General features: G+C 71.6%; 15 protein-coding genes and 1 pseudogene. 10 read left to right on the forward strand and 6 right to left on the reverse strand.

Going from position 1 to position 26,217, the window contains the following annotated elements; genetic code table 11:
- A complete protein-coding gene (locus ACNF49_RS23190) occupies positions 1 to 531 on the reverse strand; it encodes a hypothetical protein (RefSeq protein ID WP_482944964.1) in 531 nt (176 codons plus the stop codon).
- A gap of 488 nt (positions 532 to 1,019) precedes the next feature.
- On the opposite strand from ACNF49_RS23190, the gene ACNF49_RS23195 reads away from it, so the two are divergent.
- Positions 1,020 to 1,577 carry a hypothetical protein gene (locus tag ACNF49_RS23195; RefSeq protein ID WP_482944965.1) on the forward strand — a complete coding sequence of 186 codons (558 nt, stop codon included), beginning with the start codon at positions 1,020 to 1,022 and terminating at the stop codon, positions 1,575 to 1,577.
- A 56-nt stretch (positions 1,578 to 1,633) separates the two neighbouring features.
- On the opposite strand, the gene ACNF49_RS23200 is transcribed toward ACNF49_RS23195, so the two are convergent.
- Positions 1,634 to 1,945 (reverse strand): EthD family reductase, encoded by a 312-nt coding sequence (locus ACNF49_RS23200; RefSeq protein ID WP_357977114.1) that lies wholly within the window; start codon positions 1,943 to 1,945, stop codon positions 1,634 to 1,636.
- A gap of 77 nt (positions 1,946 to 2,022) precedes the next feature.
- Positions 2,023 to 2,493, reverse strand: coding sequence for a ribonuclease E activity regulator RraA (gene rraA, locus ACNF49_RS23205; RefSeq protein ID WP_357977117.1), 471 nt, complete (start codon positions 2,491 to 2,493; stop codon positions 2,023 to 2,025).
- 187 nt (positions 2,494 to 2,680) lie between these two features.
- Here rraA and ACNF49_RS23210 point away from each other — a divergent pair, with 187 nt between their 5' ends.
- From ACNF49_RS23210 to ACNF49_RS23235, 6 genes are all read left to right on the forward strand, one after another.
- On the forward strand, positions 2,681 to 7,111 hold the full coding sequence (locus ACNF49_RS23210) for a LamG-like jellyroll fold domain-containing protein (protein ID WP_482944966.1): 4,431 nt from the start codon (positions 2,681 to 2,683) through the stop codon (positions 7,109 to 7,111).
- Between the two features lie 78 nt (positions 7,112 to 7,189).
- Entirely contained in the window at positions 7,190 to 14,041 is a 6,852-nt protein-coding gene (locus tag ACNF49_RS23215) for a polymorphic toxin-type HINT domain-containing protein (protein ID WP_482944967.1), read from the forward strand.
- On the forward strand, positions 14,041 to 14,346 hold the full coding sequence (locus ACNF49_RS23220) for a hypothetical protein (protein WP_482944968.1): 306 nt from the start codon (positions 14,041 to 14,043) through the stop codon (positions 14,344 to 14,346). The genes ACNF49_RS23215 and ACNF49_RS23220 overlap by 1 nt, the downstream gene beginning before the upstream one ends.
- Before the next feature lie 271 nt (positions 14,347 to 14,617).
- On the forward strand, positions 14,618 to 16,291 hold the full coding sequence (locus ACNF49_RS23225; RefSeq protein WP_482944969.1) for an AfsR/SARP family transcriptional regulator: 1,674 nt from the start codon (positions 14,618 to 14,620) through the stop codon (positions 16,289 to 16,291).
- A gap of 77 nt (positions 16,292 to 16,368) precedes the next feature.
- Positions 16,369 to 18,804, forward strand: a complete 2,436-nt coding sequence (locus ACNF49_RS23230) for a S8 family peptidase (protein ID WP_482944970.1) — start codon at positions 16,369 to 16,371, stop codon at positions 18,802 to 18,804.
- 57 nt (positions 18,805 to 18,861) lie between these two features.
- Complete coding sequence (locus ACNF49_RS23235; RefSeq protein WP_482944971.1) at positions 18,862 to 19,992, forward strand: helix-turn-helix domain-containing protein; 1,131 nt, start codon at positions 18,862 to 18,864, stop codon at positions 19,990 to 19,992.
- A 30-nt stretch (positions 19,993 to 20,022) separates the two neighbouring features.
- Here the strand turns inward: ACNF49_RS23235 and ACNF49_RS23240 are convergent, their stop codons facing one another.
- Both ACNF49_RS23240 and ACNF49_RS23245 read right to left on the reverse strand, forming a co-directional pair.
- The gene (locus tag ACNF49_RS23240) at positions 20,023 to 20,913 is read right to left on the reverse strand and encodes a M24 family metallopeptidase (protein WP_482944972.1); all 891 of its coding nucleotides are present in this window, start codon (positions 20,911 to 20,913) and stop codon (positions 20,023 to 20,025) included.
- Positions 20,914 to 20,946: 33 nt separating this feature from the next.
- Positions 20,947 to 21,915 (reverse strand): NAD-dependent epimerase/dehydratase family protein, encoded by a 969-nt coding sequence (locus ACNF49_RS23245; RefSeq protein WP_482944973.1) that lies wholly within the window; start codon positions 21,913 to 21,915, stop codon positions 20,947 to 20,949.
- A 234-nt stretch (positions 21,916 to 22,149) separates the two neighbouring features.
- Here ACNF49_RS23245 and ACNF49_RS23250 point away from each other — a divergent pair, with 234 nt between their 5' ends.
- The gene (locus ACNF49_RS23250) at positions 22,150 to 23,610 is read left to right on the forward strand and encodes a serine/threonine-protein kinase (protein ID WP_482944974.1); all 1,461 of its coding nucleotides are present in this window, start codon (positions 22,150 to 22,152) and stop codon (positions 23,608 to 23,610) included.
- 60 nt (positions 23,611 to 23,670) lie between these two features.
- Here ACNF49_RS23250 and ACNF49_RS23255 read toward each other — a convergent pair whose 3' ends face one another.
- Positions 23,671 to 24,264 carry a hypothetical protein gene (locus ACNF49_RS23255; protein ID WP_482944975.1) on the reverse strand — a complete coding sequence of 198 codons (594 nt, stop codon included), beginning with the start codon at positions 24,262 to 24,264 and terminating at the stop codon, positions 23,671 to 23,673.
- A gap of 454 nt (positions 24,265 to 24,718) precedes the next feature.
- On the opposite strand from ACNF49_RS23255, the pseudogene ACNF49_RS23260 reads away from it, so the two are divergent.
- Positions 24,719 to 25,717, forward strand: a pseudogene (locus ACNF49_RS23260) (glycoside hydrolase family 27 protein); the annotation flags it as partial.
- A gap of 128 nt (positions 25,718 to 25,845) precedes the next feature.
- The gene (locus ACNF49_RS23265) at positions 25,846 to 26,187 is read left to right on the forward strand and encodes an RICIN domain-containing protein (RefSeq protein WP_482944976.1); all 342 of its coding nucleotides are present in this window, start codon (positions 25,846 to 25,848) and stop codon (positions 26,185 to 26,187) included.
- Positions 26,188 to 26,217: the final 30 nt, after the last annotated feature.

Consider the following 26,217-nt stretch of genomic DNA (forward strand, 5'->3'; position numbering starts at 1 on the left):
CTAGTGCGCCACCGCGCAGGTGCAGGCGGCCCCGCCGTGCTCGGCGGCCCGGCGGTGGAGCAGCATCGCCACCACCATCGGCGCGAAGACGACCGCGTTGTAGAACAGGTGCAGCTCCATCCGGGGCAGGAAGATCTGCAGGACGCTGGTCGGGACCGGCCGTCCCAGCAGGTAGAGCCCGGTGATCTTCTGCACGAGCAGCAGCAGGTGCTCCATGTGGTGCCAGACCTGGATGCCCAGGGAGATGTTCCACCACGTGCGCGAACGGCCGGCGAACCCCTTGCGCAGCATCAACAGGCCCACGAGCATGAGCAGCGCGTACCCGTAGTGCATCCACTCCGAGGTCACCAGCCACGGGAACGGCAGGCCGAGCACCCCGCGGGCCTCGCTCAGCGGCCACCCCCAGACGTAGACCTGCACGGCCTGCACCAGGTGCTCGGCCCAGTGGGCCACCACGATGAGCATGAAGACCGTGAGTGCCCCCTTGTGGTGCCGTCCGTTGAGCGTGGACGCGCTGATCGTCGTCGCCATTCCTCACCTCGTGTCTGTTGCGCTGACGCTGGCGCAACGATCTCGGACGGCACTGGGAACGGGCTTGCATCCTCTTTGCAGTTGGCTGGTAGCGGCGAGCACGGCCACGCACGTCGGCCGTCACCGGGGATCGGCCCCCGGAAGAACGCCCAGGTCATGGGGGGAATGCCCGGAGCTTGCCGGTGGTTTACATACGCATACCCCATGGGCTTTGGCAGTGATTGAGGCCGTTTGCCCGGGGTTTACGGTTCAGGGGTAGATCATTGCCCGTTTTGGGGTGTTTGGTTTGCGTTTGTCCGTTTCTTGGGTTAGTGTTGTATCTATCCAGCCGGTGGAACCACATCACGTTCCCGTGGGACCACCCGCACAGTAAATTGCGCTCCACGTAGCGACCGATGGCGTTTGTGCCCGGCTACGACCTTCATGTCTTGTCTGAGTCAAGCGAGCGCATGCCCCCCTGATGATCGATGTCACCAAGGAGACTGCTGATGACTGCTCGCCTGCGTTCTTTCGCCATGCTTTCGGCCGCTGCTCTGTCGGCGCTGACGATCGGTGCCGCTGCCCATCCCGCGCATGCTGATGCGGATGTGAGCGGTCGGGGTGTGCTGGCCGGTTCGACGACCGCGTCGTATTTCTGGGACGACTCCTCGGGTCGTGCTGGTGACACGGGTCTGCCGGCGGCCGGTAAGCCGATGCAGAAGGGTCTGGCGGCTTCGCCGTCGTGGCCGCTGATGACCGAGGGTTACGTGGTCTACCAGGGTAAGAAGCTGCCGTTCTTCGTGGGTGACCGTGGTCCTGGTGACCCCTCCAGTCGTGGGGTGATGCTGGACCTGGACGCCAAGACGTTCGCCGAGCTGACCGGTGGCCGGTTCAACCCGGACACGCTGGGTGTGGACGGTGTGAAGGGCGAGGGTCACATCAAGATCCAGTATGTGGTCACCAAGTGGGGTGACGGTGTGGGCAGGAAGGCCGCTCCGGTGGCGTTCGACACGGGTGCCTGGCGTCAGCAGGACACCGGCACGGCCCCGCTGTCGGTCAAGAAGTAACACGCACGCACGAGTGAAGGGCGTTCCCCGCGGGGGACGCCCTTCTCGCATGTCCTTCAGAGCACCGAACCCGACGGCCCGGTCGTCATCGTGACCCCCGACCCGGCGAACTCGCCCACGTCGGCGACCGCCGCCTGCCCCTCCTGGCTGCTCATCGCCGCGATGAACGCCTGCTCGTCGTCCCAGGTCAGCACCGCGACCAGGTGGTAGGGGGGCCGCTGCCCGCCGCCGGCCACCGGCCGCTGGACGGTGTAGGCCCGCAGGCCGGGAAGCCTGGCCGCCAGGGGCGCGTGGATCTCGTCGTAGTGCTTGTCGAAGGCCGCGACGTCCTCGGGGTGGTGGTAGAGAACGATGAGCTGGAATGCCATGGTCCGCCTCCGGATCGTGATGTCCTGTCACGAAACCACACCCCGGCGTCCCCGTGGAAGCCCGGCGGGCGGCGGGGTCAGCCCGGTACGCGGGTGATGAGGATCCCGTCGTCGTCGCTGAACAGCTCGGCCCCCGGCGAGAACGTGACGCCGCCGAACGTCACCGGCACGTCCCGCTCGCCCGCGCCCGTCTTGCCGCTCTTGCGCGGGTTGGAACCCAGGGCCTTCACGCCGAGGTCGAGCTCGCGCAGCGCGGTCACGTCCCGGACGGCGCCGTGGATCACCACGCCCGCCCACCCGGCCGCCACCGCCGCGCCCGCGATCATGTCGCCCATCAGCGCGGCGTGCAGCGAGCCGCCGCCGTCCACCACCAGGACCCGCCCCGCGCCGGGCTCCGACAGGACCTCCTTGAGCAGGGCGTTGTCCTGGTGGCAGCGCACGGTGGCGATCGTGCCGTGGAAGGCGCGGCGACCGCCGTACTGGCGCAGCTGCAGGTCGCAGGAGTCGAGCTCGTCGCCGCGCTCGTCGTACAGGTCCGCGGTGTTCATGGGGGCCCTTCCCGGGGGTGTCGGCGGTCGCGTTCATGCTGCCACGCCGGGCCCGCCGGAACCGGGCCGGGCCGGAACCGTTTCCCACGTTTTCCCAACCGGTCGCCGTGGCCTACCCCGGCGGGCCGGCGGCGATCGATGCTGTGGCGGAACGCATGCCACGTGATCGTGTACCAGGGGAGTACGCATGGGGTTACGAAGGTGGACGGCCGTCCTGGCAGTGGCGTCGCTGGCCGTGGGCGGCCTGGCCGGCACGGTGTGGACGCCGCCGCAGGCGGTCGCCGAAGCGGTGGACGCCGCCACCGCGTGGATGGTCAAACCCCTGTTCCGGCTACGGAGCACCACCGGCACCGACAACACGCTGTTCACCTCCTGGGAGACGGAGTACGACAGCGCGGTGACGAAATGGGGTTACACCCCTGAGGGCCAGGTGCTGCACGTCTCGCGCGAGGCGGTGACGGGGCTGTCCCCGGTCTCCGGCCTGCGCAAGCCGGGCGGCGACCGCATGTTCACCCTCGACCAAGGCGAGCGCGACCAGGCCGTCGCGCAGGGCTACGTGGACGAGGGCGTGCGCTTCCACGCGCAGGCCGCGGCCGGGGACGGGCTGCTCCCCGTCCACCAGCTCGTCAAGGGCCCCTCCCACCGGTACGCGGTCGGCGAGGCGGAGAAGGCGCGCGCGCTCGCCGAAGGCTGGACGTACCAGAAGGTCGCCTTCTACGGACGGGGTTCGTTCAGCAAGAAGCTGCTGCTCAACGGGGAGTTCACCACGGACGCAACGTCATGGGAGGCCGCCGGGCCGACCACGACGGCGGTCGAGAACGGCGTGCTCAAGGTCACCGTGGCCGACGGCACCACCGAACCGGGGCAGGCCCACCTGCGCCAGCTCGGGCGCACGTTGCAGGCCAAGAAGACGTACACGCTCTCCTTCGACGCCCACGCCACCGCCGCGGCGACCATCAAGGCCGTGCTCTGCGAGGACGTCGAGACCTGCCCGGAGATCTTCGCCACGGACGTGGAGCTGCCGGACCAGCCGCAACACTTCTCCTTCACCTTCGACTCCACCGCCGACACCACCACCGGGGCGCTCACCTTCCAGTTCGGCGGCCAGGGCGCGCTGACGGCCTACCTGGACAACGTCTCGCTGACCGAGCAGAAGTGGACCGTCTCCACCGATCCCAAACAGGCCGAGGCCGAGGCGCTGGCCTCCGCCGAGGCCACGGGACAGCTGGTGGAGGTGCTGGCCGAGCGGGGCGAGACGCGGGAGGCGTACGCCACCCCCGAGGGCACGATGTACGTCAACGACCGGCTCACCCCGATCAGGAAGAAGCAGGGCGACACGTGGGTCCCCCTGTACAACGGCCTGCGGTTCCAGGACGGGACGGTCCGGCCGTACTCCTCGCTGGTGGACCTCAGGCTGTCGGCCGGCGGGACGGGGCCGATGGCCACGCTCACCCGCTCCGGCCACACCATGTCCCTGACCTGGCCGACCACGCTGCCCACGCCGAGCCTGGACGGCGACACCGCCGTGTACGCCGGCGTGCTCGGGCCGGACGTGGACCTGCGTGTGCGGGCCACCGCGGACGGTTTCGCGCACACGCTGGTGGTGAAGACCCCCGCCGCCGCCCAGGACCCCCGGCTGGCCAGCCTGACCCTCGGCCTGTCCGCGCCGACGCTGACGGTGAGCACCGGCGCCGACGGCACGCAGGAGGCGGTCGACCCCGACAACGGCGCGGTGATCTTCGAGGCGCCCAGGCCCATCATGTGGGACTCGGCGGCCGCGCCCCCCGCGGCGGGTACGGCCCTGGTGGGCGAGGACGGCCCCGTCGACCCCCCGACCACCCACGCCACGGACGGCGCCCCCGGGGACGCCTCGAAGATCGCCACGATCGGCACCGAACTGGGCCAGGGACAGCTCACGCTGACCCCCGACCCGGCCATGCTGACCGCGGCCGACACGACGTTCCCCATCTACATCGACCCGATGTACCGCACGCCGATGAGCTCGGCGAACCTCATGGTGGCCAGCAGCGGGTTCGAGATCTACAACTTCACCAAGGACCAGGGCATGGGCCGATGCCCGATCGGCCTGCCCTCCAGCGGCAAGAGCTGCGGCTCCCCGCACAAGAAGCGGCTGTTCTACCGCATCCCCACCGGCTGGCTGGCCGGCAAGCAGGTCCTGTCCGCCGAGTTCCACGTACGGGAGGTGTGGGCGGCCTCCGGCAGCAAGCGGCCGGTCAACATCCACCTGGCCAAGGCGTTCGGCAAGAACTCCACCTGGAACTCCACCTCCGACAACTGGCTGCGCAAGCTGGACAGCCGCAACGTGGCCAAGGGTTGGTCGGGATGCGCCGCCAAGTCCTGCCCGGCCGGCGACGTGCTGTTCAACGTGACCTCGGGCGTCAGGGAGGCGGCGCAGAAGGGCTGGCGGGACACCACGTTCGGCCTGCGCGCCGCCGACGAGGGCGACCAGCTCGGCTGGAAACGGTTCGAGTCGCGCGCCTACCTCCGCGTGCACTACAACCGGCCGCCGCTGCAGCCGAGGATGAGCCAGCTGGAGATGGAGCCGGGCGGGCCGTGCAAGGGGCCGGGCAGCCCGTCGGTGTTCAACTGGTCCACGCCGAAGCTGATCGCCAAGAACCTCCGCGACCCCGACACCTACAACCGCACGGCCGACAAGGTGCAGGCGGAGTTCCTGGTGTCGTGGAAGAACGCCGCCGGCCAGAACAAGGAATGGCGGTACCTCACGCCGGCCAAGAGCGCCAAGTCCGGCAAGGCGGGCAACAGCTTCATGGCGCAGGTCCCGCGCGGGCTGCTGCCGGAGAACACCGTCGTCAACTGGCAGGTCCGCGCCCAGGACAGCCGCAAGGGCAAGGGGCCGTGGAGCTCGGCAGGGGCGGCGACCGCCTGCTACTTCGTCTTCGACACCAAGGCGCCGCCGCTGCCGGTGATCACCTCGTCCGGGGCCGACGGGTACGTCGCGGAGAACCCCCTCGACCCGGCGCAGACGCCGCAGGACGGCCTGGGCCGCTACGGCCGGTTCGTCATCACCTTCGACCCGTCGGTGACCGAGTGGGCGTACGCGGTCAACGACGACCCCACCCAGTTCCGCAAGAGGACCGCGGGCAGCGCCACCGAGACGGTCCAGATCCTGCCCAAGGTCGTCGGCAGCAACAGCCTCTACGTCCGCGTCAAGGACCAGGCGGGCAACTACTCCAAGGGCTCGGCCGTCTACCGGTTCCGGGTCGCGCCCGGCCGCGGGCCGAAGGCCCACTGGAAGCTCAACGACCCGGCCGGATCCACCACCCTGGCGGAGACCGGCGGCCGTTACCCGGCCCGTACCGCGGGCACGCCGCAGCTCGGCGTGGCCGGTTCCCGCGGCACGGCGATGGGCGGCAACGGCACCACCGCCTTCGCCCGTACCGACGCCGCGGTGCTCGACACCACCAAGAGCTTCACGGTGACCGCGTGGGCGAAGCTGCCGGACGTCCTGCCCTCGTCCTACGCCACCGTGCTGGCCCAGGACGGCGCCAACGTGTCCGGCTTCTGCCTGCGGTACGACGCGCCGAACCGCAAATGGGTGTTCTGGCGCATGAACGCCGACTCGACCTCGGCCGCCTCCGCCAGCGCGTGGTCAGCCAAACAGGCCAGACCCGGCGAGTGGACGCACCTGATGGGCGTCTTCGACTCGGTGGCCAAGAAGGTGCGCATCTACGTCAACGGCGAGCCCGGCACCGAGATGGACTACACCAGCGCCTGGGCGGCCAACGGCCCGCTCACCATCGGCCGGGTCCTGTGGGGCACCCAGCAGCTCGACCACTTCCCCGGCAAGATCGACGACGTCCGCGTCTACGACCGGATCGTCAGCGTCGAGGAGGCGGCGGCGCTGTCCAAGGAGATGCTGACGGTGACGCACAAGTGGCACCTCAACAACGTCCCCGACGACAGCGGCGAGGCGCCCAGAACCCCCGTGAAGCTGTACGGCACGGCCCGCTTCGTGGCCAAGACCCCCATGAGCAACAGCGTGGTGCCCGGTTCCCTGCGCCTGCCGGGCGCGACCGGCGACTACGCGGCCGTCGAGTCGGCCGTGCTGGATCCGCGGGAGAGCTTCACGCTCTCGGCCTGGGTGGAGACCAGCGGCCAGGCGCGCAAGGCGATGACCCTGCTGAACCTGCCCATGGCCACCGGCAGCGCCCTGACAGTGAAGTTCGACCCCGCCCGCGGCGACCCGGACATGGGCGAGACCGGCCGGTACGTCGTGGAGATCCCCGGCGGCACCGCCGTGGAACACCCCGCCTTCCACACCGGGTTCGGCGACTGGGACCACCTGGCGATCGTCTACCGGGCACGGGAGAAGACGCTGGAGTTCTGGGTGAACGGCACCCTCGAAGCGGCTCCGGAGGCCGAGGTCAAGTCCTACCGCAACGACGTCACCCTGGCGGGCCCCATCACCTCGGCCCAGCTCGGCCGCGGCGGGACGGGACTCAACTGGTCGGGCCACGTCGACGACGTGTGGGTGCTGCGCGGCCCCGCCGACGAGAGCCTGATCGACCTGTTGTCCCTGTGGTCGGAGATGACGACCGTCTCCGAAGACGCGCTCAACGACAACACCCCTGACTGACCCCGGTGCGGGGGCGCCGCGCCGGCGCCCCCGCCGCCTCTCCTCCTTGCTTCCGCTCTCTTCCCTGGGAGGTACGGCATGCGCGTCCATGCCGCACGCCGACGTCGCTCTTCCTGGTCCCGGCTGCTCCGCGCGGCCCTCACGTTGCTGCTCACGGCCGGCCTGATGGTCGTGCCCGCGACGCTCCCGTCCGCGAACGCCGCGTCCGGACGAGATCGGCCCGAACCCGTCGACCGGGAACGGGTCGTGCCCGGCCGGCCCGCCGCGGTGAAACCACGGATCACCGAACGCAAGGCCCCCGACCCCGTGGCGGCCTGGCCCGCGCCGGGCACGGTCGAGGTGGACCTGGCCGCGCCCCCAGCGTCCCCGGCGTCCGCCGCCGCCCGCAAGGCGGGCGCGCTGTCGGCGACGCCGGCTGACGCCTTCTCCGCCGGGCGGGTGCGGATCCAGACCCACGACCGCGCGGCCTCGCAGCGCGCGGGCGTCGGCGGCCCGATCTTCACCGCGGCCCGCACGTCCGGATCGCCGGGCAGGGTGACGATGAAGGTGGACTACGCCCCCTTCGCCGAAGCCTACGGAGGCGGCTTCGGTTCCCGGGTGCGCCTGGCGGCCCTGCCCGCATGTGCGCTGACCAGCCCGGACAAGGCCGAGTGCCGCCGGGCCGTGCCGCTGAAGGGCCGCAACGACACCGCGGCCAGGACGCTCAGCGCCGACGTCGATCTCGCCGCCGAGCCGATGGTGCTGGCCGTGACCTCCGGGACGTCAGGGGACAAGGGCGACTTCGGCGTCACCTCGCTGTCGCCGTCGGCGACCTGGCAGGTCAGCCCGCAGACGGGCGACTTCACCTGGTCCTACCCGCTGCGGGTGCCGCCGGTGCCCGGCGGGCTGGTGCCGAACCTCGTGGTCAACTACTCCGCGGCCTCCATCGACGGGCGCACCGCGACCACCAACAACCAGGCGTCCTGGCTCGGCGACGGCTTCGAGCTGTCGCCCGGGTACATCGAGCGCAAGTACAAGTCGTGCAAGGACGACGGCGTCCCCAAGGACCCGACCTACCAGGTCGAGCCGATGGACCAGTGCTGGGCCTACGACAACGCCACGCTCGCCCTCGGCGGATCGGGCGGCGAGCTCGTCCCGACCGGCCCCGACACCTGGGTCCTGGCCAGGGACGACGGCACCCGGGTCCAGCGCCTCACCGGCACCGGCACCGACACCGCCAACGGCGACGACGACAACGAGTACTGGCGGGTGACCACCGCCGACGGCACCCGGTACTACTTCGGCAAGAACCGCCTGCCGGGCTGGACCGCCGGCAAACCCCAGACGAACTCCGCCTGGGACGTCCCGGTGTTCGGCGACGACGCCGGCGAACCCTGCCACAAGGACGCCTTCAAGGACTCCTGGTGCCGTCAGACCTGGCGGTGGAACCTCGACTACATCGAGGACACCCACGGCAACGCCGTGACCTTCTCCTACGCCAAGGAGCAGAACCGCTACGGCCGCAACCTGCGCGCCGCCGACGACACCGCCTACGACCGCGGCGGCTACCTGACCTCCATCCAGTACGGCCTGCGCCGCGACGACCTCTTCCCGGCCACGCCGCCCGCGCGGGTCGACTTCACCAACGCCGAGCGCTGCCTGCTGACCGCGGCCGAATGCGCCGACATCGCCGCCCATCCGGCCCGCTGGCCGGACGTGCCCTGGGACATGAACTGCGACGAGGGCACCGAGTGCAAGGACGGCAAGGGCACGGCCTCGCCGAGCTTCTGGACCCGCAAGCGCCTGACGAAGGTCACCACCAAGGTCGTCAACGCGGCGGGCACCGGCCACCGCGACGTGGACTCCTGGGAGTTCAAGCACCTGTGGGGCATCGCCGACGTGGACCGGCAGCTCAAGCTCACCGACATCGTCCACACCGGGCACGCCGGCGCGGAGCCGGTCACCATGCCGCCGGTGAGCTTCGTCTACCAGCAGCTGGCCAACCGGGTGGACAAGCTCGGCGACGACGTCGGCCCGTTCGTCAAGGAGCGGGTGGCCTCGATCCAGAACGAGACCGGCGGCAAGCTCGACGTCACCTACTCGGGGATGGACTGCAGCCCCTCCGACCTGCCGCAACCGGCGAGCAACCGGCGGCTGTGCTTCCCGACGTTCTGGCAGAACTCCAACGGCGGCGCCGACCCGAGCCTGGACTGGTTCCACAAGTACGTCGTCCGCGAGCTGATCCAGACCGACCTGACCGGCGGCGGCTCGGACATGGTCACCCGCTACGACTACAGCATCGGCAAGCCCGCCTGGCACTACGCCGACGACGACGGCATCACGCCGGAGAAGTTCAAGACGTGGTCGGCCTGGCGCGGCTTCGACAAGGTCCGCGTGATCGGCGGCGCCACCAGCGCGGCCAGCGGCGGCACCCCGTCCCAGACCGACTACTGGTACTTCCAGGGCATGCACGGCGACCGCGCGGCGGTCTCCGGCGGCACCAGGTCCGTCACCGTCGAGGACGGCGAGGGCGGCACGTACACCGACCACGAGTCCCTGCACGGCACGACCCTGCGCACCGTGACCTACGACAAGGCCGGCGGCGTGCCGGTGAGCAAGTCGATCAGCACGCCGTGGTACCACCAGACGGCCTCCAGGTCCCGTCCCTGGGGCACGATCACCGCCAACCTGACCGGCACCAGGTCCACCCGGAGCTTCGGCCTGGTCGGCCTGTCCTGGCAGCAGACCCGCTCGACCGTGACCGAGTTCGACCTGACCACCGGCGCCGCGCTGACCACCGACGACGAGGGCGAGGTGGGCGTCGCCGGCGACGAGGAGTGCACCAGGACCGAGCTGACCGCAGACGGAGCGCGGGTGCTGCGCCTGCCGGCCCGGGTGACCACGGTGGCCCGCCGGTGCGCCGACACCCCGAACCTGCTCACCGACCTGATCGCCGACGCGCGCACCTACTACGACGACAAGGCGTTCAAGGCGGCGCCCGAGCACGGCGACGTGACCAGGACCGAACGGGGCAGCGCCGCCTCGGCGACCGCGATCACCGGTTACCAGGTGATGGCCCGGTCGAGCTACGACGACCTGGGACGCCCCAAGACCGTCGCCGACGCCGCCGGGCTGACCACCTCCACCGACTACACCGAGACGCACGGCGTCACCACGCAGGTGACCACCACCACCCCGCGGGCCCGCGCCGACGACCCCGACTCGGCCATGATCACGACCCGGGTGCTCGACCCGGCCTGGGGCCTGGCGACCAAGGAGACCAACCCGGCCGGCAAGGTGACCATCGCGCAGCGGGACGCGCTGGGCCGCACCTCGAAGGTCTGGGGGCCGGGCCGCACGACCAGCATGACGCCCGACAACGAGTACCAGTACCTGGTCAGCGCCGGCGCGATCGTGGCCGTGGGCGCGAAGACGCTGACCAACGAAGGCGGCCAGCAGACGTCGTACACGCTGTTCGACGGATGGCTGCGGCCGAGGCAGTCGCAGGCACCCGGCAAGAACGGCGCCACCAAGGGCCGGATCGTCTCCGACAGCGTCTACAACGGGGCCGGGCAGGTGCACTACACCTTCGCGCCCTACTACGCCGACGGCGACCCCGAGCCCAAGCGGTTCGGGGTGGCGACCGTGGGCGCGGTGGAGTCGCAGTTGTGGAACACCTACGACGGCCGCGGGCGGCTGCTCGCCGAACGGCTGCTGTCCGGCAACAGCGACGGCGACACCAACGAGCTGTGGAACACCCGCTACGAGTACGGCGGCGACTGGACCAAGGTCGTCCCCCCGTCCGGCGGCACCCCGGTCACCACCTACACCGATGTGCACGGCCGTACCCGTGAGATCCAGCAGCAGACGGCCTCCGGGCCGGTCGTCACGAAGTTCGCCTACAACCACCGCGGCCAGCCGGAGTCGGTGACCGGCCCCGGCAACCAGGTCTGGTCCTACGGCTACGACCTGCTCGGCCGCCGGGTGCAGTCGAACGACCCCGACCGCGGCGTCGAGAAGACCGCCTACGACAACCTGGACCGGCCGGTCCTCATGACCGACGCCCGCAACCAGAAGATCGGCATCGAGTACGACGGGCTCGACCGCATGGTCGCCAGGTACGACGCCACCACGTCGTCGCCCGGCACCAAGGTCGCCGAGTGGGTGTACGACACCGTCCGCAAGGGCCAGCTCACCAGCTCCACCCGCATCGTCGGCAACGACCGGTACACCACGCAGGTGGAGGCGTACGACAACCTGGACCGCCCGCAGCGCAGCAGGGTGATCCTGCCCGCCGTCGAGGGCGGCCTCGCGCCCGCCCAGGGGTACGTCTTCGACACCAGCTACAACCTCGACGGCAGCGTCGCCGCGACCAGCAGCCCCGCCGTCGGCGGGCTGCCCGCGGAGAACATCGCCTACACCTACGACGACCTCGGCCGCCTGGTCTCCACCAAGTCCCAGTTGTCGACGTACGTCGTCGGCACCGACTACACCAAGACCGGCCGGGTCATCGGCCTGCGCATGCAGTCCGGCGGCGACGGCAAGCAGATCGACCAGACCTTCGACTACGAGTTCGGCACCGGTCGCCTGGCCAAGGCCACCACCTGGCACTTCGGCATGTCCGGCACCGACCGCAGCACCCAGTACGCCTACCAGCCCGCCGGGAACATCACCCAGATCAAGGACACCTCCCGCGACGGCGTCGACAACCAGTGCTTCCGCTACGACGAGCTGTCCCGCCTGTCGGAGGCCTGGACCCAGGACGGCGACGCGGCCTGCGCCGCCACCGGCGCGAACGCCACCGTCGGCGGGCCGGCCCCCTACCGGGCCGCCTACACCTACGACGACACCGGCAACCGCCGCAGCGAGTCGCTCCACGGCGCCGGCCCGGCGGGCGGCGTCCAGCAATCGGACCGCACCTACGTCTACGACCCGGCCAAGGTTCACCGTCTCACCACGGTCCCCGGCGCCGCCTCCTTCGCCTACGACGCCTCCGGCAACACCGTCGAGCGCCACACCCAGGCGAGCAACCAGACGCTGACCTGGGACGCCGAGGGCGAGCTCGTCAAGGTCGACGACGACAAGAAGGGCGAGACCCGCTTCCTCTACACCGCCGACGGCGACCGGCTCATCCGGCGCGACAAGGACGGCACCACGCTGTACCTGCCCGATCTGGAGGTGCACCTGGTCAAGGGGGCCACCAGCCCCACGGCCAGCCGCTACGTCGGCAACGCCATGCGGACCACCACCGGGGTCACCTACGTCCTCGGCGACCACCACGGCACCGCCGAACTGGCCATCAACGCCGAGACCGGCGCCCTCAGCCAGCGCCGCTACACCCCTTTCGGCACCCTGCGCGGCAGCCAGGGCGCCTGGCCCCAGGATCACCAGCGCGGGTTCGTCGGCGGCATCAACGACACCAGCACGGACCTGACCACGCTCGGCGCCCGCAGCTACGACCCGCTCACCGGCCGCTTCATCTCCGTCGACCCCCTCATCCAGATGGGCGACTCCCAGCAGATGAACGGCTACAACTACGCCAACAACAATCCGTCCACGCTCGCCGACCCCTCAGGCAAGAAACCCTGCTGCACCGGCGTCGCCTGCTTCCACTCCATGGCTCCTCCCTGCGCGCCCGGGGACTACGACAGCCCTGACTGCGAGGGCCCCTGCGATCCGGGCGGAGCCAGGAAGAACCTCGGCAACGCCCGCGACTCGGCACAGAACGAGCGGCAGCAGCACCAGCAGACCGCCAAACGGAACGCGGTGCTCGAAGCCTTGAAGGCCGCAGGCATCGGATTCATCAAAGATTTCCTGAAAATAGACGACATAAAAGGCTGTCTGGGCGGCAGCGTCGGCAGTTGCGTCAGCCTGATCCTGGAATTCGTGCCGGCCAAGAAGATCGGCGGCCTGATCTGGAAACTGTCCACCAGGGTCCGGATGGGCATCAAGATCTACAAGAAGGTGCAGGGCGTCATCAAGGCGGCCCGCCGCGCCATAGAGGCCATCGACGCCAAGATCGACGACATCAACAAGAAGATCGCCGCCCTGGACGGGCTCCTCGCCCGCGTCGCGAAACGCAGCAAGAACCCATCGGCGGGCGGCTCCTGCCCCTTGTCCAACAGCTTCGTCCCGGGAACCAGGGTCCTGCTCGCCGGCGGCTTCAGTAAACCCATCGACCAGCTGAAACCCGGCGACAAGGTCCTGGCCACAGACCCGGAGACCGGCCGTACCGAAGCCAAGGACGTCACCGCCACCATCGCCGGCGAGGGCCCCAAGAACCTGGTCACCGTCACCGTGGACAGTGGCGGCGGCAGCACCCGCGACATCGTCGCCACCGACGGTCACCCCTTCTGGGTGGCGGACGCGGGGAGCTGGCGCGAGGCCAAGGACTTACGTCCCGGCCAGCTCCTCCGTACGGCCGCCGGCACCTACGTCCAGATCAAGGCGGTCAGGGCGTGGACCGCCCAAGCCCGCGTCCACAACCTCACCGTCGCCGACCTCCACACGTACTATGTGGTCACCGGGGACACCTCGGTCCTCGTTCACAACTGCGGAATCCTCGCCGACAACAACCTCATGGTGAAGGCGATAGGGGGCCACGCACAGGCGCTGGCCGAGATCCAGAACGCCTCGACGGTGTACATCACGCCGAACCAGCGACACGAATTCCTCAACGTCACCAACGGGCTGAACGCACGGCGTCGTTTCCTCCAGGAGAACAACATCCAGACGATCACCGGTCAGCAGGCCGAGGAGTGGGCCTCCTCCTCGGAGTTCCGGACGGCCTTCAACGCCGTGGTGGGAGAGAAGGGACGCGGTGACGCCGCCTTGGTGGGCTTCGCGGCCGCCAGCGGGATGACCGCGGTGACGATGGAGCGAAACCTGACCAATTTCGTCACACAGACCCTACGGCTCCCGGGGGTAACCCTCCGCAGGGTGATGCCCTAGTGAGCACTTACAATCTGCTGTCCTTCACGGAAACCTGCCCCAGGTGCGGATATACCGGCGAGGCCGAGGCGGAGTTCCAGTTCGGGCTCCTCGAACTGCGGCCTTACCGGGTGGGGGACCGTGTCGAGTGGGGGACGAAGGGCTTGCGATCTCCCTCGGTGCGCCCCGAAGGAGGCGACTTCCAAGGCGCCGGCTATGTCGAGTGCGAGAACTGCCGGAAGGATTACTGGGTCGCCATATCCGTCGAGGCGGACATCATCTCCGCGGTGCGCGTCGATCACGGCAGAAAGGGCTACGTGGATTAGTGCCCGCCCTGCACGCCGGAGAGACCGGCTTCACCCCCGTGAAGCCGGTCTCGCGTGCCGGGAAAACGACTTCTGCATGTGTCCGTGACGCGCTGTTTATGTTCGAGTAAGCGTTACGGAATGTGACTTGCCTCCTCTCGGCGGTTGGTTCGTCTCAGTCGGATATCGCCCACGTATCGGAGCCGCCAAGGTTTCGTCGGACAAATGCGGGATTTGTCTCGGTTGAATATCGGTTGACGGTGGGCTTCGACAATCGGTCAATCATGGGGAGGTGATCGATTCACCGAACGACGGCGTCCGGGTGCTCGGGGCGGTCGAGTTCCGGTGGGCGGGGGCGCCGGTGGCGTTGCGCAGGCGGCAGCAGCGGCTGCTGCTCGGCGTGCTGGCCCTGTCGGCCGGCCGGATCGTCCCGCTCCAGCGGCTGGTCGAGGTGCTCTGGCCCGAGGGGGCGCCGCAGGGCGCGCGCAGGCAGGTCCAGGTGCTCGTCTCGCGGCTGCGCGGCCTGCTCGCGGGCGCCGCCGGGAGCGACGTGGAGGTGCTCGCCACCGGCTCCGGCTACGGGTTGCGCATCGACCCCATGGCCGTGGACGCCCACCGCTTCGCCGTACTGAAGGAGCGGGCCGGGGCCAGTGACGACGACGAGGAGAAGACCGGGCTGCTGCGGCAGGCGCTGGAGTTGTGGCGCGGCCCGGTGCTCGACGAGGCGGCGGTCGGCGCCGCCCGCGACACGCTCTGCGTCAGGCTGGAGGAGGCGCGGCGCGAGGCGATCGAGGAGCACGCCGAGGCGTCGTTGCGGCTCGGCCGGCACCGGCGGGTCCTCGGCGCGCTGGCCGAGGAGGTGGCGACCGCCCCCACCCGGGAACGGCTGGTGGGCCTGCTGATGCTCGCGCTCTACCGTTCCGGCCGCATCGCCGAGGCCCTGGACGCCTTCGAACGGTCACGCGCGCACCTGAGCGAGGAGCTGGGGCTCGATCCCGGCCCCGCCCTGGTACGGCTGCGCCTGGACATCCTGCGCGGCGACCCCCGGCTCGGCGGCCGGGCCGGGCAGGGCGGCGCCGGCGGCCCCGAGACCGTCAGGAGGTCCGGGGACCTGGAGGGGGAGGGGCTGGTGATGCTCGGCCTGGGCCGGATCCGCTTCGCCCAGGACCGCTTCACCGAGTCCGTGGCCGCCTACGAGGAGGCCCGGCGGGCCTTCCAGCGGCTCGGCGACCGGCGGCACCTGGCGGCCGCCCTGTCCGGGCTGGGCACCGTACGGGCCGAGGGCGGCTGGTTCGCCGAGGGGGAGACCGACCTGCTGGAGGCGGCCTCGCTCTTCTCCGCCCTCGGTGACCAGGCCGGGCACGCGCACGCCATCTACATGCTGGGCTTCGTGGAACGCGAACGCGGCGACGACGAGCTGGCGCTGTGGCTGCTCAGCCGGGCGCTGGAGACGTACCAGAAGATCGGTGACCTGCGCTGCCAGGCCCTGCTCCAGCGCAGCATCGGCCTGGTGCACCGGGCGAGGGGCGAGTACGGGCACGCCGCGACCAGGACCCGCGAGTCCCGCCGCCTGTTCGCCGTCCTGTCCGACCCGCACGGGGCGGCCTACGCCGACCAGTCCCTGGCCAAGATCCGGATCCGGGTGGGCGACCTGCCGCAGGCCGAGCGGGCGCTCCAGACGAGCCTGCGTGTCTTCACCCGCCAGGACGACCGCTTCGGCCGCGCGCTCGGCCTGCGGACGCTCGGCGAACTGCGCCTGGAGCAGGACGCGACGGCCGAGTCCAGAGCCGCGCTGTCCGCCTCCCTCGACCTGTGGGACACGCTGGAGCTGCCGCTGTGGCGGGCCCGCACGCTCTCCGTCCTGGCCCGTCTGGAGTCGCGCGACGGCGAGGCCGCGCACGCCGGCGCCGCCCGCCAGGAGTCGACCGCCATCTTCAGCCGGATCGGCAGCCGCGAGGGCCGCTGACGTCGCTGGCAAACGGGTGGCAACAGGGGCCGCGTACATTGCGCGGGCATCATCGTCCCGCGCCGAAGGAGAGCCTCATGAGGCGATCAGCCACCGTCAGGGCGGCCGTCCACCGCGTGCTCGTCCTGACGGCGATCCTGCTCTCCTCGCTCACCGTCGCGACCGCAGCGCCGGCCGCCGCGGCCGGACAGAGGGCGGACGCGGGACCGCGGACGGACGCGGGACCGTGGGTGGAACCCGGACTGGCCGGCAGGCTCGACGCCGGAGGCAGGCTCCGGGTCAACGTCGTGACCAGGGATCGCGACGAGCTGGCCGCCGTCGCCGGCTCCGGCGCCGGCCAGGTGCTCCAGACGTTGTCACGCCTGCCCGTGGTCACCCTGCGGACCGACCAGGCGGGCCTGCAGCGGCTCGCCGCCCGGCCGGGCGTGCTCAGCGTGTCCGAGGACCGGCCGGTGCCGCCGGCCCTCGGGCAGAGCGTCCCCCTGATCGGCGGCGACCGCACGAGGGCGGCCGGGCTGACCGGCGCGGGCACCGCCGTGGCCGTGCTGGACACCGGCGTCGCCACCGGCCACCCCTTCCTCGGCGGCCGCGTCGTGGCCGAGGCGTGCTTCTCGCCCGCCGACCCCGACTACTCCGCCACCAGCCTGTGCCCGGACGGCGCCGCCAGTCAGGACGGCCCCGGCTCGGCCGACGCCGAGCGCGGCGGCTGCTCCGACGAGCTGCTGGACTGCTCCCACGGGACGCACGTGGCCGGGATCATCGCCGGTGACGGCGAAGGGATCGACGGCGACGACGGGAGCGGGGTCGCGCCGGGCGCCGACCTCGTGGCCATCCAGATCTTCAGCAGGTTCGACTCCGACGACTTCTGCGGCTCCAGCGGCGCGCCGTGCCTGCTCAGCTTCTCCAGCGCCCAGCTGGCCGCGCTGGAGAAGGTCCAGACGCTGAAGGCGACCCTGCCCATCGTGGCGGTCAACCTGAGCCTGGGCAGCGGCATGCACACCGCGGCCTGCGACACCGACCCGCGCAAGGCCGCGATCGACGCCCTGCTGGCGGCCGGGGTCGCCACCGTCGTCGCGGCGGGCAACGACGGCTACCCGAACGCGGTGGCCGCCCCCGCCTGCGTCTCGTCGGCCGTCGCCGTGGGCAGCACCACCGACGCCGACGCCCTGTCCTCCTTCAGTAACCGCGGGCCGCTCCTGGACCTCCTGGCCCCCGGCAGCGACATCGTCTCCTCCGTGCCCGGCGACCGCTGGGCCTCGATGAGCGGCACGTCCATGGCCGCGCCGCACGTCGCCGGGGCGCTCGCCGTGCTGGGCCAGGCGTTCCCGGGGCTCGGCCCGGCGGCTCTGGAGGCCAAGCTCAAGGAGACCGGGCGCGCGATCGCCTACACCGGCGCCACCACTCCCCGCCTCCAGCTCGACGCCGCCGCCCTGGACGCGACGCCCAGGCCGGGGCCCGACCAGTACTTCCACTCGCGGGGCAGGATCCTGGACAACGTCCGGATCAGCGCCAACTCCACCATGGCCGTGCAGGTGGCGGGCGTGGCCGGGCTGCCCGCGCAGGGCGTGCGGGCCGTCGCGCTCAACGTCAGCGCCAAGGGCGACTTCTTCAACACCGGGACGATCACCGTGCACGCCTCCGACGAGCAGGAACCGGACGGCAAGGTGCTCGCCTACGACACCTCCCGCTACGCCTCCACCATGATCATCGCCAGGGTCGGCGCCGACGGGAAGGTCAAGGTGGTCAACCGCGGGACGGGCCCCGTCAAGGTGACGCTCGACGCGCACGGGCACACCCTCGACAAGGCGGCCGCCGTCGTGGGCGGCACCTACCTGCCCGTCACGCCCGCCCGGGTGGCCGACCACACCGTCATCCCCGCGCTGGGCAACCACGAGCTGTCCGTCGCCGGCATGAACGGCCTGCCCGCCACCGGGGTCGCCCAGGTCGCCCTCACGGTCGTCCTGAAGAGCCCGTCGACCGGCACCGTCCGCGTGTACGCCGCCGGGGACGCCTACCCCGTCGACGCCAACGTCGACTACCCGGCGAACGTCACCACGCAGTTCCACACGATCGTCAAACCGGGCCAGGACGGCAAGATCAACGTGCACAACCTCGGCTACGACAACGTCGAGATCTCCGTGGACGTCACCGGCTACTTCACCACCGAGCGGCGCGGCGCGCCGGTCAAGGCCGTCCGCCCCACGTCGGCGGGACGGGCCCTGGCGATCCCGGCGGGCGGCACCAGGACCGTGCGCTTCACCGGCCTGCCCGCCTCCGGCGTCACCGCGGTCGCGCTGACCGTGGCCGCGCGGGGTGCGGCCGCCGGGACCGTCTCGGTGCTGCCGCAGAGCGGGCCCTCGACCGCCCGCGTCGTCTCCTACCCGGCGGGCAAGGACGCCGTCGGGTTCACCACCGCCGCCCTGCGCGCCGACGGGTCGGTGGTGCTGAAGAACGAGGGCACCGGGCAGGTGAGCGTCGACGTCGACCTGTACGCCTACTTCGCGAACGCCTGACCCCCCGGTCACCCGCGCCCGGAACGTCATGCGAACACCGGAAAAGGAGGCGGGCGTATGAGCCCCGCAGTGGTGAACGGCATCCACGCCCGCATGCTCGCGGCCGAACTCAGCCTGCTCAAGGCCGCGTCCGGGCTCGGGCTGGTGCAGCTCGCCGGGCACACGCACTGCAGCAAGTCCTCGCTCCAGCGCTACCTCAGCGGCAAGCTGCTGCCGCCCCGCCAGGCCGTCGAGGCCATCAGCAAGGCGTGCCGCGGCGACACCGCGCGCCTGGTGGCGCTGTGGGAGCTGGCCGTGGCCGGTCCTCCCGAGCGGCGGCGTCCGGCGCAGCTCCCGCACGACGTGCCGGGCTTCACCGGCCGCTCCGCCGAGCTCGCCCGCCTGGCGGACCTGATGCCGGACTCCGGCAACGCCATCGCGATCGCGGTGATCGACGGCGTCGCCGGCGTCGGCAAGAGCGCGCTCGCCGTGCACTTCGCGCACCGCGTGGCCGGCCGGTTCCCGGACGGCCAGCTCCACCTCGACCTGCGCGGCTCCGACGCCGAACGGGGGCCGCTGCCGCCCGCCGAGGCGCTGGCCCAGCTCGTCCGGGCGCTCGCCCCGGACCTGCGGCGCCTGCCCGGCGACGTGGGGGAGCGGGCGGCCCTGTTCCGCAGCCTGATCGGCGGCCGGCGCATGCTCGTCCTGCTGGACGACGCCGCCGCCACGGACCAGGTCCGCGCGCTGCTGCCCGGCAACCCCGGATGCCTGGTGCTGGTGACCAGCCGCCACCGGCTGGGCGGACTGGTCGCCCGGGACGGCGCCCACCACATCGCGCTGAGCACCCTGACCGCCGCCGAGTCCGCCGACCTGCTGGCCGCCGCCGCCGGCGCCGAGCGCATCGCCGCCGAGCCCCGGGCCGTCGCCGGCATGACGCGGTTGTGCGGATACCTCCCGCTGGCCCTGCGCATCGTGGCCGAGCACCTGGTCGTGAACCCGTCGCTCACCATGAAAGACCTCGTCAGCGACCTTGACGGCGACCTCCCCGCGGAACACCGGACGACCGGCGGGGCCCAGGACCGGCTCCCCGCCCGCGAGGACGCCGCCGCCGTGCGGACGGTGTTCCCCAGGTCCTACCGCGCCCTGCCGCCGCCGGCCGCGCGGGCGTTCCGGCTGCTGGGCCGGCAGGGCTGCCTGGAGCGGCGCTGAGCATTCGGCGGGCCGCGGCGGGCGGCGCCGTCAGTCGACCACGTTCAGCCGGTTCGGGATGGTGTTGAGCTCCTCCGGGCCGTCCGCCGTCAGCAGCACGGTGCCGCCGATGCAGACGCGCTTGCCGTCGCGCAGGGCGTTCGGCTCGAACGCGAAGGCGTGCCCCTCGGTGATCTCGAAGTCGCCGTCGAGCCCCATGCCGCTCGGCAGCCTCTCCAGGCGCGACAGCGCCGGGTCGACCTCCGGGTGCAGGCGGGTGGCACTGTTGTAGAGCGGCGAGACCGTCTGCACCATCGGGCCGGTGTTCCAGGTGCGGGAGCGGTGCAGCGGCTCCTCCATGACCGCCGCGAGCCCGGAGAAGCGCAGCCCAGGACGGAGCGCGGCTAGCCCCGCCTCGCAGCACTCCCGGCACACCTCCTCCAGCTCGCGCAGCAGCGCGTCCGGCTCGCCGACGCACACGTCGATCTGCTGCTGCGACTCCATGCCCCCGTGGAAGGCGAAGATCTCCGCCGCGATGGTGTCGCCGCGCCGGAGAACGTGCGGCGCGCCGCCCATGCCGAACCACTCGGAGATGTTCCAGGCGAAGCCCGACCGTCCCGCGCGCTCCAGCATGAACGGCCGGCGCGTCCAGCCGCCCCCGGCGATGACCGCCTGGAAGGAGGCGGCGGCGATCTCGTGCTCGTTCGCGCCTTCGCGCGCCTGCCCGACGAACGCCGCGCAGGCGGCCTCGCCGAGCGCCGCGGCCCGGCGCAGGAGGACCTGCTCCTCCGGGCTCTTGACCAGCGCGAGCGACTCGTACTCGCCGGAGATGTCGACCCAGGTGACGTCGGGGAGCAGCGAGAGCACGCGCGTCCACTCGCCGTACGGGATCACCCCGGACCAGTCGCCGACGACGGCTGAGCGGTCCTCCGCGCGCGCCACCCGCCGGGCGGCCGGCCCGGCGGGCCGGCCCGGTCAGCGGGCGTGTCCCGCGCGCAGCCAGGAGACGTAGTCGGCGACCCCGGACCCGGTGTCGTAGGCGGGCTCGAAGCCGGTGTCCTCGCGCAGCCGGGTGATGTCGAGGCACATGTCGCGGCCCGGGCCGGCGGGGTCGCGGCCCTCGCGCAGCTCGACGTGCGCGCCGGGCACGGCCCGCCGGATCGCCGCGGCGACCTCGCCGTTGGTGGTCATCCGGCCGGTGGCGACGTTGTACGTGCGGTGGCGCAGCCGCTCGGCCGTCTGCAGCAGCGCGATGGCCCGCCCGCAGTCCTTGACGTGGCACAGGTCGCCGCCGTCCCCGGCGTACGCGCCCCAGGCGGGGCTCGTCAGGTCCGGCGCGGCGCCCCGCACGGCGGCGTGCACGAGCTGCGGCAGCAGGAAGAACGGCGAACGCGCGTGGCCGAGCGGCCCCCAGATCGCGCCGATGCGGAGGTTGACCAGCTCCAGCCCGGCGGTCTCGGCCAGATGGCCGGCCATCAGCTCGCCGATCTTCTTGAACGTCGGGATCGGGTGGCCGGCCGCCATCGTCAGCGGCAGGTCCTCGGCCAGCGGGCTCGGGGCCTCGACGCCGCCGTAGACGCCGATGGTGCTGGCCAGGCCGAGCCGGGACACCTGCCATTCGGTGGCGGCGTGGAAGATGTTGAGCAGGCTCGCGACGGACTTCTCGACCCCCTCGACCGGCTCGTACGCACCGACCGGCCAGGGCACCGAGCCCGCCAGGTGCACGATTCCGGTGATCTTGTGCCGGTCGCCCAGTGCGAGCAGCGCCGCCCGGTCGGTGAGGTCGGCCCGCTCGACGACGAGCCGCCCTTCGGCCTCGCCGGCCAGCGGCGCGGGCACCTCGGGGGCCCGGCGCTGGACGAGCACGACGGATTCGCCGAGGTCGAGCAGCGCTCGCGCGGTGTGCGTGCCGATGAAGCCGAGCCCGCCCGTGATGAGGATCATTACCCCAACTCCTTGTCATCAGTGCAACTGATCGTCAGTAGCACTGATGATTAACGTAGTGCGAGGACCTGGCGGCTGTCCAGCCGGGGCTCACGCGCGAAGGCCGAGGTGAATCCGGGGGGCGGCGGATCCTGATTCATCCCGCTAAAGTTCATGATTCGGTACCGCTGCTGTCCCGGGAGTCACCGCCTCATGCCGAACGCCGAGCCCTTACGTCCAGGAGATCCCACGTCCTTGGGGGCCCACCGGATCACCGGATGGCTGGCCTCCGGCGGGCAGGGGGTCGTCTACCTCGGCCAGGGGCCGGACGGGCGGCCCGTGGCCGTCAAGGTCCTGCACGGGATCGTGGCCGGTGAGCGGTTCGCCGCCCTGACGGAGGCGGCCCGCCGGGTGGACTCGCCGGGCGTCGCGCGGGTGCTCGACGCGGCCTGGGGACGGCTGTCGTACATCGTGAGCGAGTACGTGGAGGGGCCGTCGCTGGCCGAGGTGGGCCGGCTCGGCGGCGGCAACCTGCGCCACCTGGCGGTCGGCACGGCCACGGGGCTGGCCGCGGTGCACCGGGCGGGGCTCACGCACGGCGACCTCAAGCCGTCCAGCGTGCTGCTCGGCCGCGACGGCGCGCGCCTGGTCGGCTTCGGCACCGCGGGCACCGGCCCGGGTTCCGGCCGCGCCGGCGCGGGCACCGGCCCCGGGCACGGGTCCGACGGCGGCGCGGTGGCCTACATGGCGCCGGAGCAACTGGACGGGCGCGCGGCCGGGGCGGCGGCGGACGTCTTCGCCTGGGCGTCGGTGATGGTGTTCGCGGCCACGGGCCGGCCGCCGTTCGGCGACGACGCCCCGCCCGCGGTCGCCGGACGCATCCTGCGCGGCGACCCCCAGCTCGGCGACCTCCCGGACCCGCTGCGTGACATCGTCCGCGCCTGCCTGACCAAGGATCCGCAGGCCCGCCCGCCCATGACGGCCGTCCTGCCCCTCGTGCTGGGCGAGCCGCACGCCGCCGCCGCGGAGCCCGCCGAGGACTCTCACCGCCGGGACGCTCCGGAGGAGGCGGCCGATGGTCCGGTCCCACTACCGGCGGAGCGGTCCAGGTGGGCCGTGGGACGGCGGTCGCCGGTGCTGGTGCTGGCGGCCGGGGCGGTGGCCGTGTCGGTGGCGGCCGGCGTGGTGGTGTGGAACTCCGGCAAGCGCCAGGCGGACGCCGAGGTGCGTTCCGCCCGTGAGCCCGTGCGGACGTCCGCCTCGGCGGGACCGTCGAGGCACGGCACGGCCGCGTCGAGGCCCACGAGGACGCCGCAGGGCCGCGCGACCCGCCCGACCCCCACCGCCACGGTCCCGGCGGAACGCTCCACGACGCCGCCCGCCACCACGCGGAGGGCCGGGTTCGCCCTGGCGTACGTGCGCGTGCAGGGCTCCTCGAAGATCAACTCTGCCGGGGTCACCTGCTACACCGGCGCGGTGAACTTCGCCGCCGGAGTGAACGCCACCCGCCCCGGCGCCGCCTACTCCTACCAGTGGCTCTACGACGGCAGGGTCATCGAGCGCGGCTCGTCCCGCTTCCCCGCGGACAGCCGCAGCGGCTACGTGAGCTCCAGGAGGCTCATCACCCCGGCGGGCGGCAGGCACACCGTCGCCTACCGGATCCTGACCCCGTCGCCCAGGACGAAGGCGGTCAGGTTCACCATGTGCGCGCCGTAGGCGGGCACGAGAAGGGCGGGCCCGCGTGGTGCGGACCCGCCCTGATGGCAGCCACGGGCATCACAGCCCGTAGCTGACCACCCAGTATCCGTTGTACCGTCCGCCGTAGCAGGCCAGCCTGGTCGGGCTGTGCCAGCTACGGACCACGGCGCCACCGCCGAGGCGGCAGCGGAGCGAGGTCACGTACCGGTAGTTGTAGCCCCAGTCGCGGTCGCCGTCCCGGTAGCGGTCGTCGTCGCGCTCCTCGTCCCGGTAGCGGTCGTCGTCCCGGTAGCGGTCGTCGTCGTACCGGTCGTCGTCCTTGCAGTCGTCCTTGTGCCGGTCGTCGTCCTTGTACCAGGCGTGCTCCTGGCCGTGGTGGTCGTCGTCCTTGCACTGGTCGTCGTCCTTGTACCAGGCGTGCTCCTTGCCGTGGTGGTCGTCGTCCTTGCAGCGGTCGTCCTTGTGCCGGTCGTCGTCCTGCCACCAGGAGTAGTCGTCGCCGTGGTCGTCGTCCTTGCAGCGGTCGTCCTTGTGCCGGTCGTCCTTGTCGCGGTCGCCGTCCCACGGACGGTCGCCGTCCCAGTGGTGGTCGCCGTGGTGCCTGTGGTGGTTGTGCCACCACGGGTCGTCGGCGAGGATGTACGGACCCCTGACGTCGTAGTCCGGAGCCACGTACGAGAACGGCTCCGGACCCGGGTCGGCGGCAGCCGGACCGGCGGTGACGAGCGGAAGAGCGCCTGCGGTGGCGCAAGAGACAAGTGTTGCGATGAGTCGTCGCATCACACCGATCCAATCACTGTCGATGATCTAACCGCTACAGATAGTAACCGCAGGTCAGCGACTTGAAACGCGGCCCGGAGGGCTCCGTGTCACCCCTTCGGAAGCCCTTTGCGCGCTGAACGGCAGGCAACAGAATCCCTCAAGACCCCTTGACTTCACACGCGAACCGCCGGACGATCCTGTTTGATTTAGTCGGATCATGTTGGGTTCCCCCGCTCGGTGTTGAAGGAGTCCCATGCGTGCGATCCTTCGGTCAACCCTCGCCCTGGCCCTTGCCGCGACCTGCCTGACCGCCGTCGCGCCCCCCGCCGCCGCCCTGGAGAACGGCCTGGCCAGAACGCCTCAAATGGGGTGGAACGACTGGAACAGCTTCGGCTGCTCGGTCAGTGACACCCTCGTCAGGCAGACGGCCGACGCCATGGTCGCCTCCGGCATGGCCGCGGCCGGCTACACCTACGTCAACATCGACGACTGCTGGTCCACCAGGACCCGCGACGCGGCCGGCGACCTCGTCCCCGACCCCCAGAAGTTCCCCGGCGGCGTCAAGGCGGTCGCCGACTACGTGCACGCCAAGGGGCTCAAGCTCGGCATCTACTCCTCGGCCGGCACCACGACCTGCGCCGGCTACCCGGCCAGCCTGGGCAACGAGCGCAGGGACGCGGCCCTGTGGGCGTCCTGGGGCGTGGACTACCTCAAGTACGACAACTGCGGCGACCACCTCGGGCAGAGCGCGCAGCAGCGCTACACCGCCATGCGCGACGCGCTGGCCGCCACCGGCCGGCCCATCCTCTACAGCCTGTGCAACTGGGGCCAGGACAGCGTCTGGACCTGGGGCATGCCGGTCGGCAACTCCTGGCGCACCACGGGCGACATCCAGGCGAACTGGGGCTCGGTCATGGGCATTCTGGACAGCCAGGCGGGGCTCGCGGCGTACTCGGGGCCGGGCGGCTGGAACGACCCCGACATGCTGGAGGTCGGCAACGCCGGGCTCACGGCCACCGAGTCACGGGCCCACTTCAGCCTGTGGGCGCTGCTCAACGCGCCGCTCGTCGCGGGCAACGACCTGCGCTCCATGAGCGCCGAGACCCGGACGATCCTCACCAACGGCGAGGTCATCGCCGTCGACCAGGACTGGGGCGGCCGCCAGGGCCACAAGATCGCCGACAGCGGCGACCTGGAGGTCTGGCGCAAGCCGATGGCCGCGACCGGCACGGGCACGGGCTCGGCCGCCGTCGTGCTGCTCAACCGGGGCGGCGCCGCGGCCACCGTCTCCACCACCGCCTCCGCGCTCGGCCTCGGCGCCGCCGCCACCTACTCCGTACGCGACCTGTGGGCCCACACGACCGGCTCCTCGGCGGGCACGATCAGCGCCTCCGTCCCCGCCCACGGAGCCGCCATGTACGTCGTCACCGGCGGCGGCACGCCCCCGCGGCCACCGCGCTCAAGGGCGCCGGCTCCGGCAGGTGCCTGGACGTGCCCGGCGCGTCCCAGACCAGCGGCACCCAGGTCCAGATCTGGGACTGCAACGGCGGCGCCAACCAGCAGTGGACCCCCACCGCCGCGGGCGAACTGCGCGTCTACGGCGGCAAGTGCCTCGACGTGTACGACCGCGGCACCGCCGACGGCACCCGCGTGATCATCTGGGACTGCAACGGCCAGAGCAACCAGCAGTGGCGGCTCGGCGCCGACGGCGCGGTCACGGCCGTCGGCGCGAACAAGTGCCTCGACGTACCCGGCAACGCCACCGCCAACGGGACCAGGCTCGTCATCTGGACCTGCAACGGCGGCGCCAACCAGCGGTGGACCCGGGCCTGACCCGGCTCAGGCCGCACCCAGGCCGCACCC

The organism is Actinomadura sp. ATCC 39365 (genome assembly GCF_054392275.1).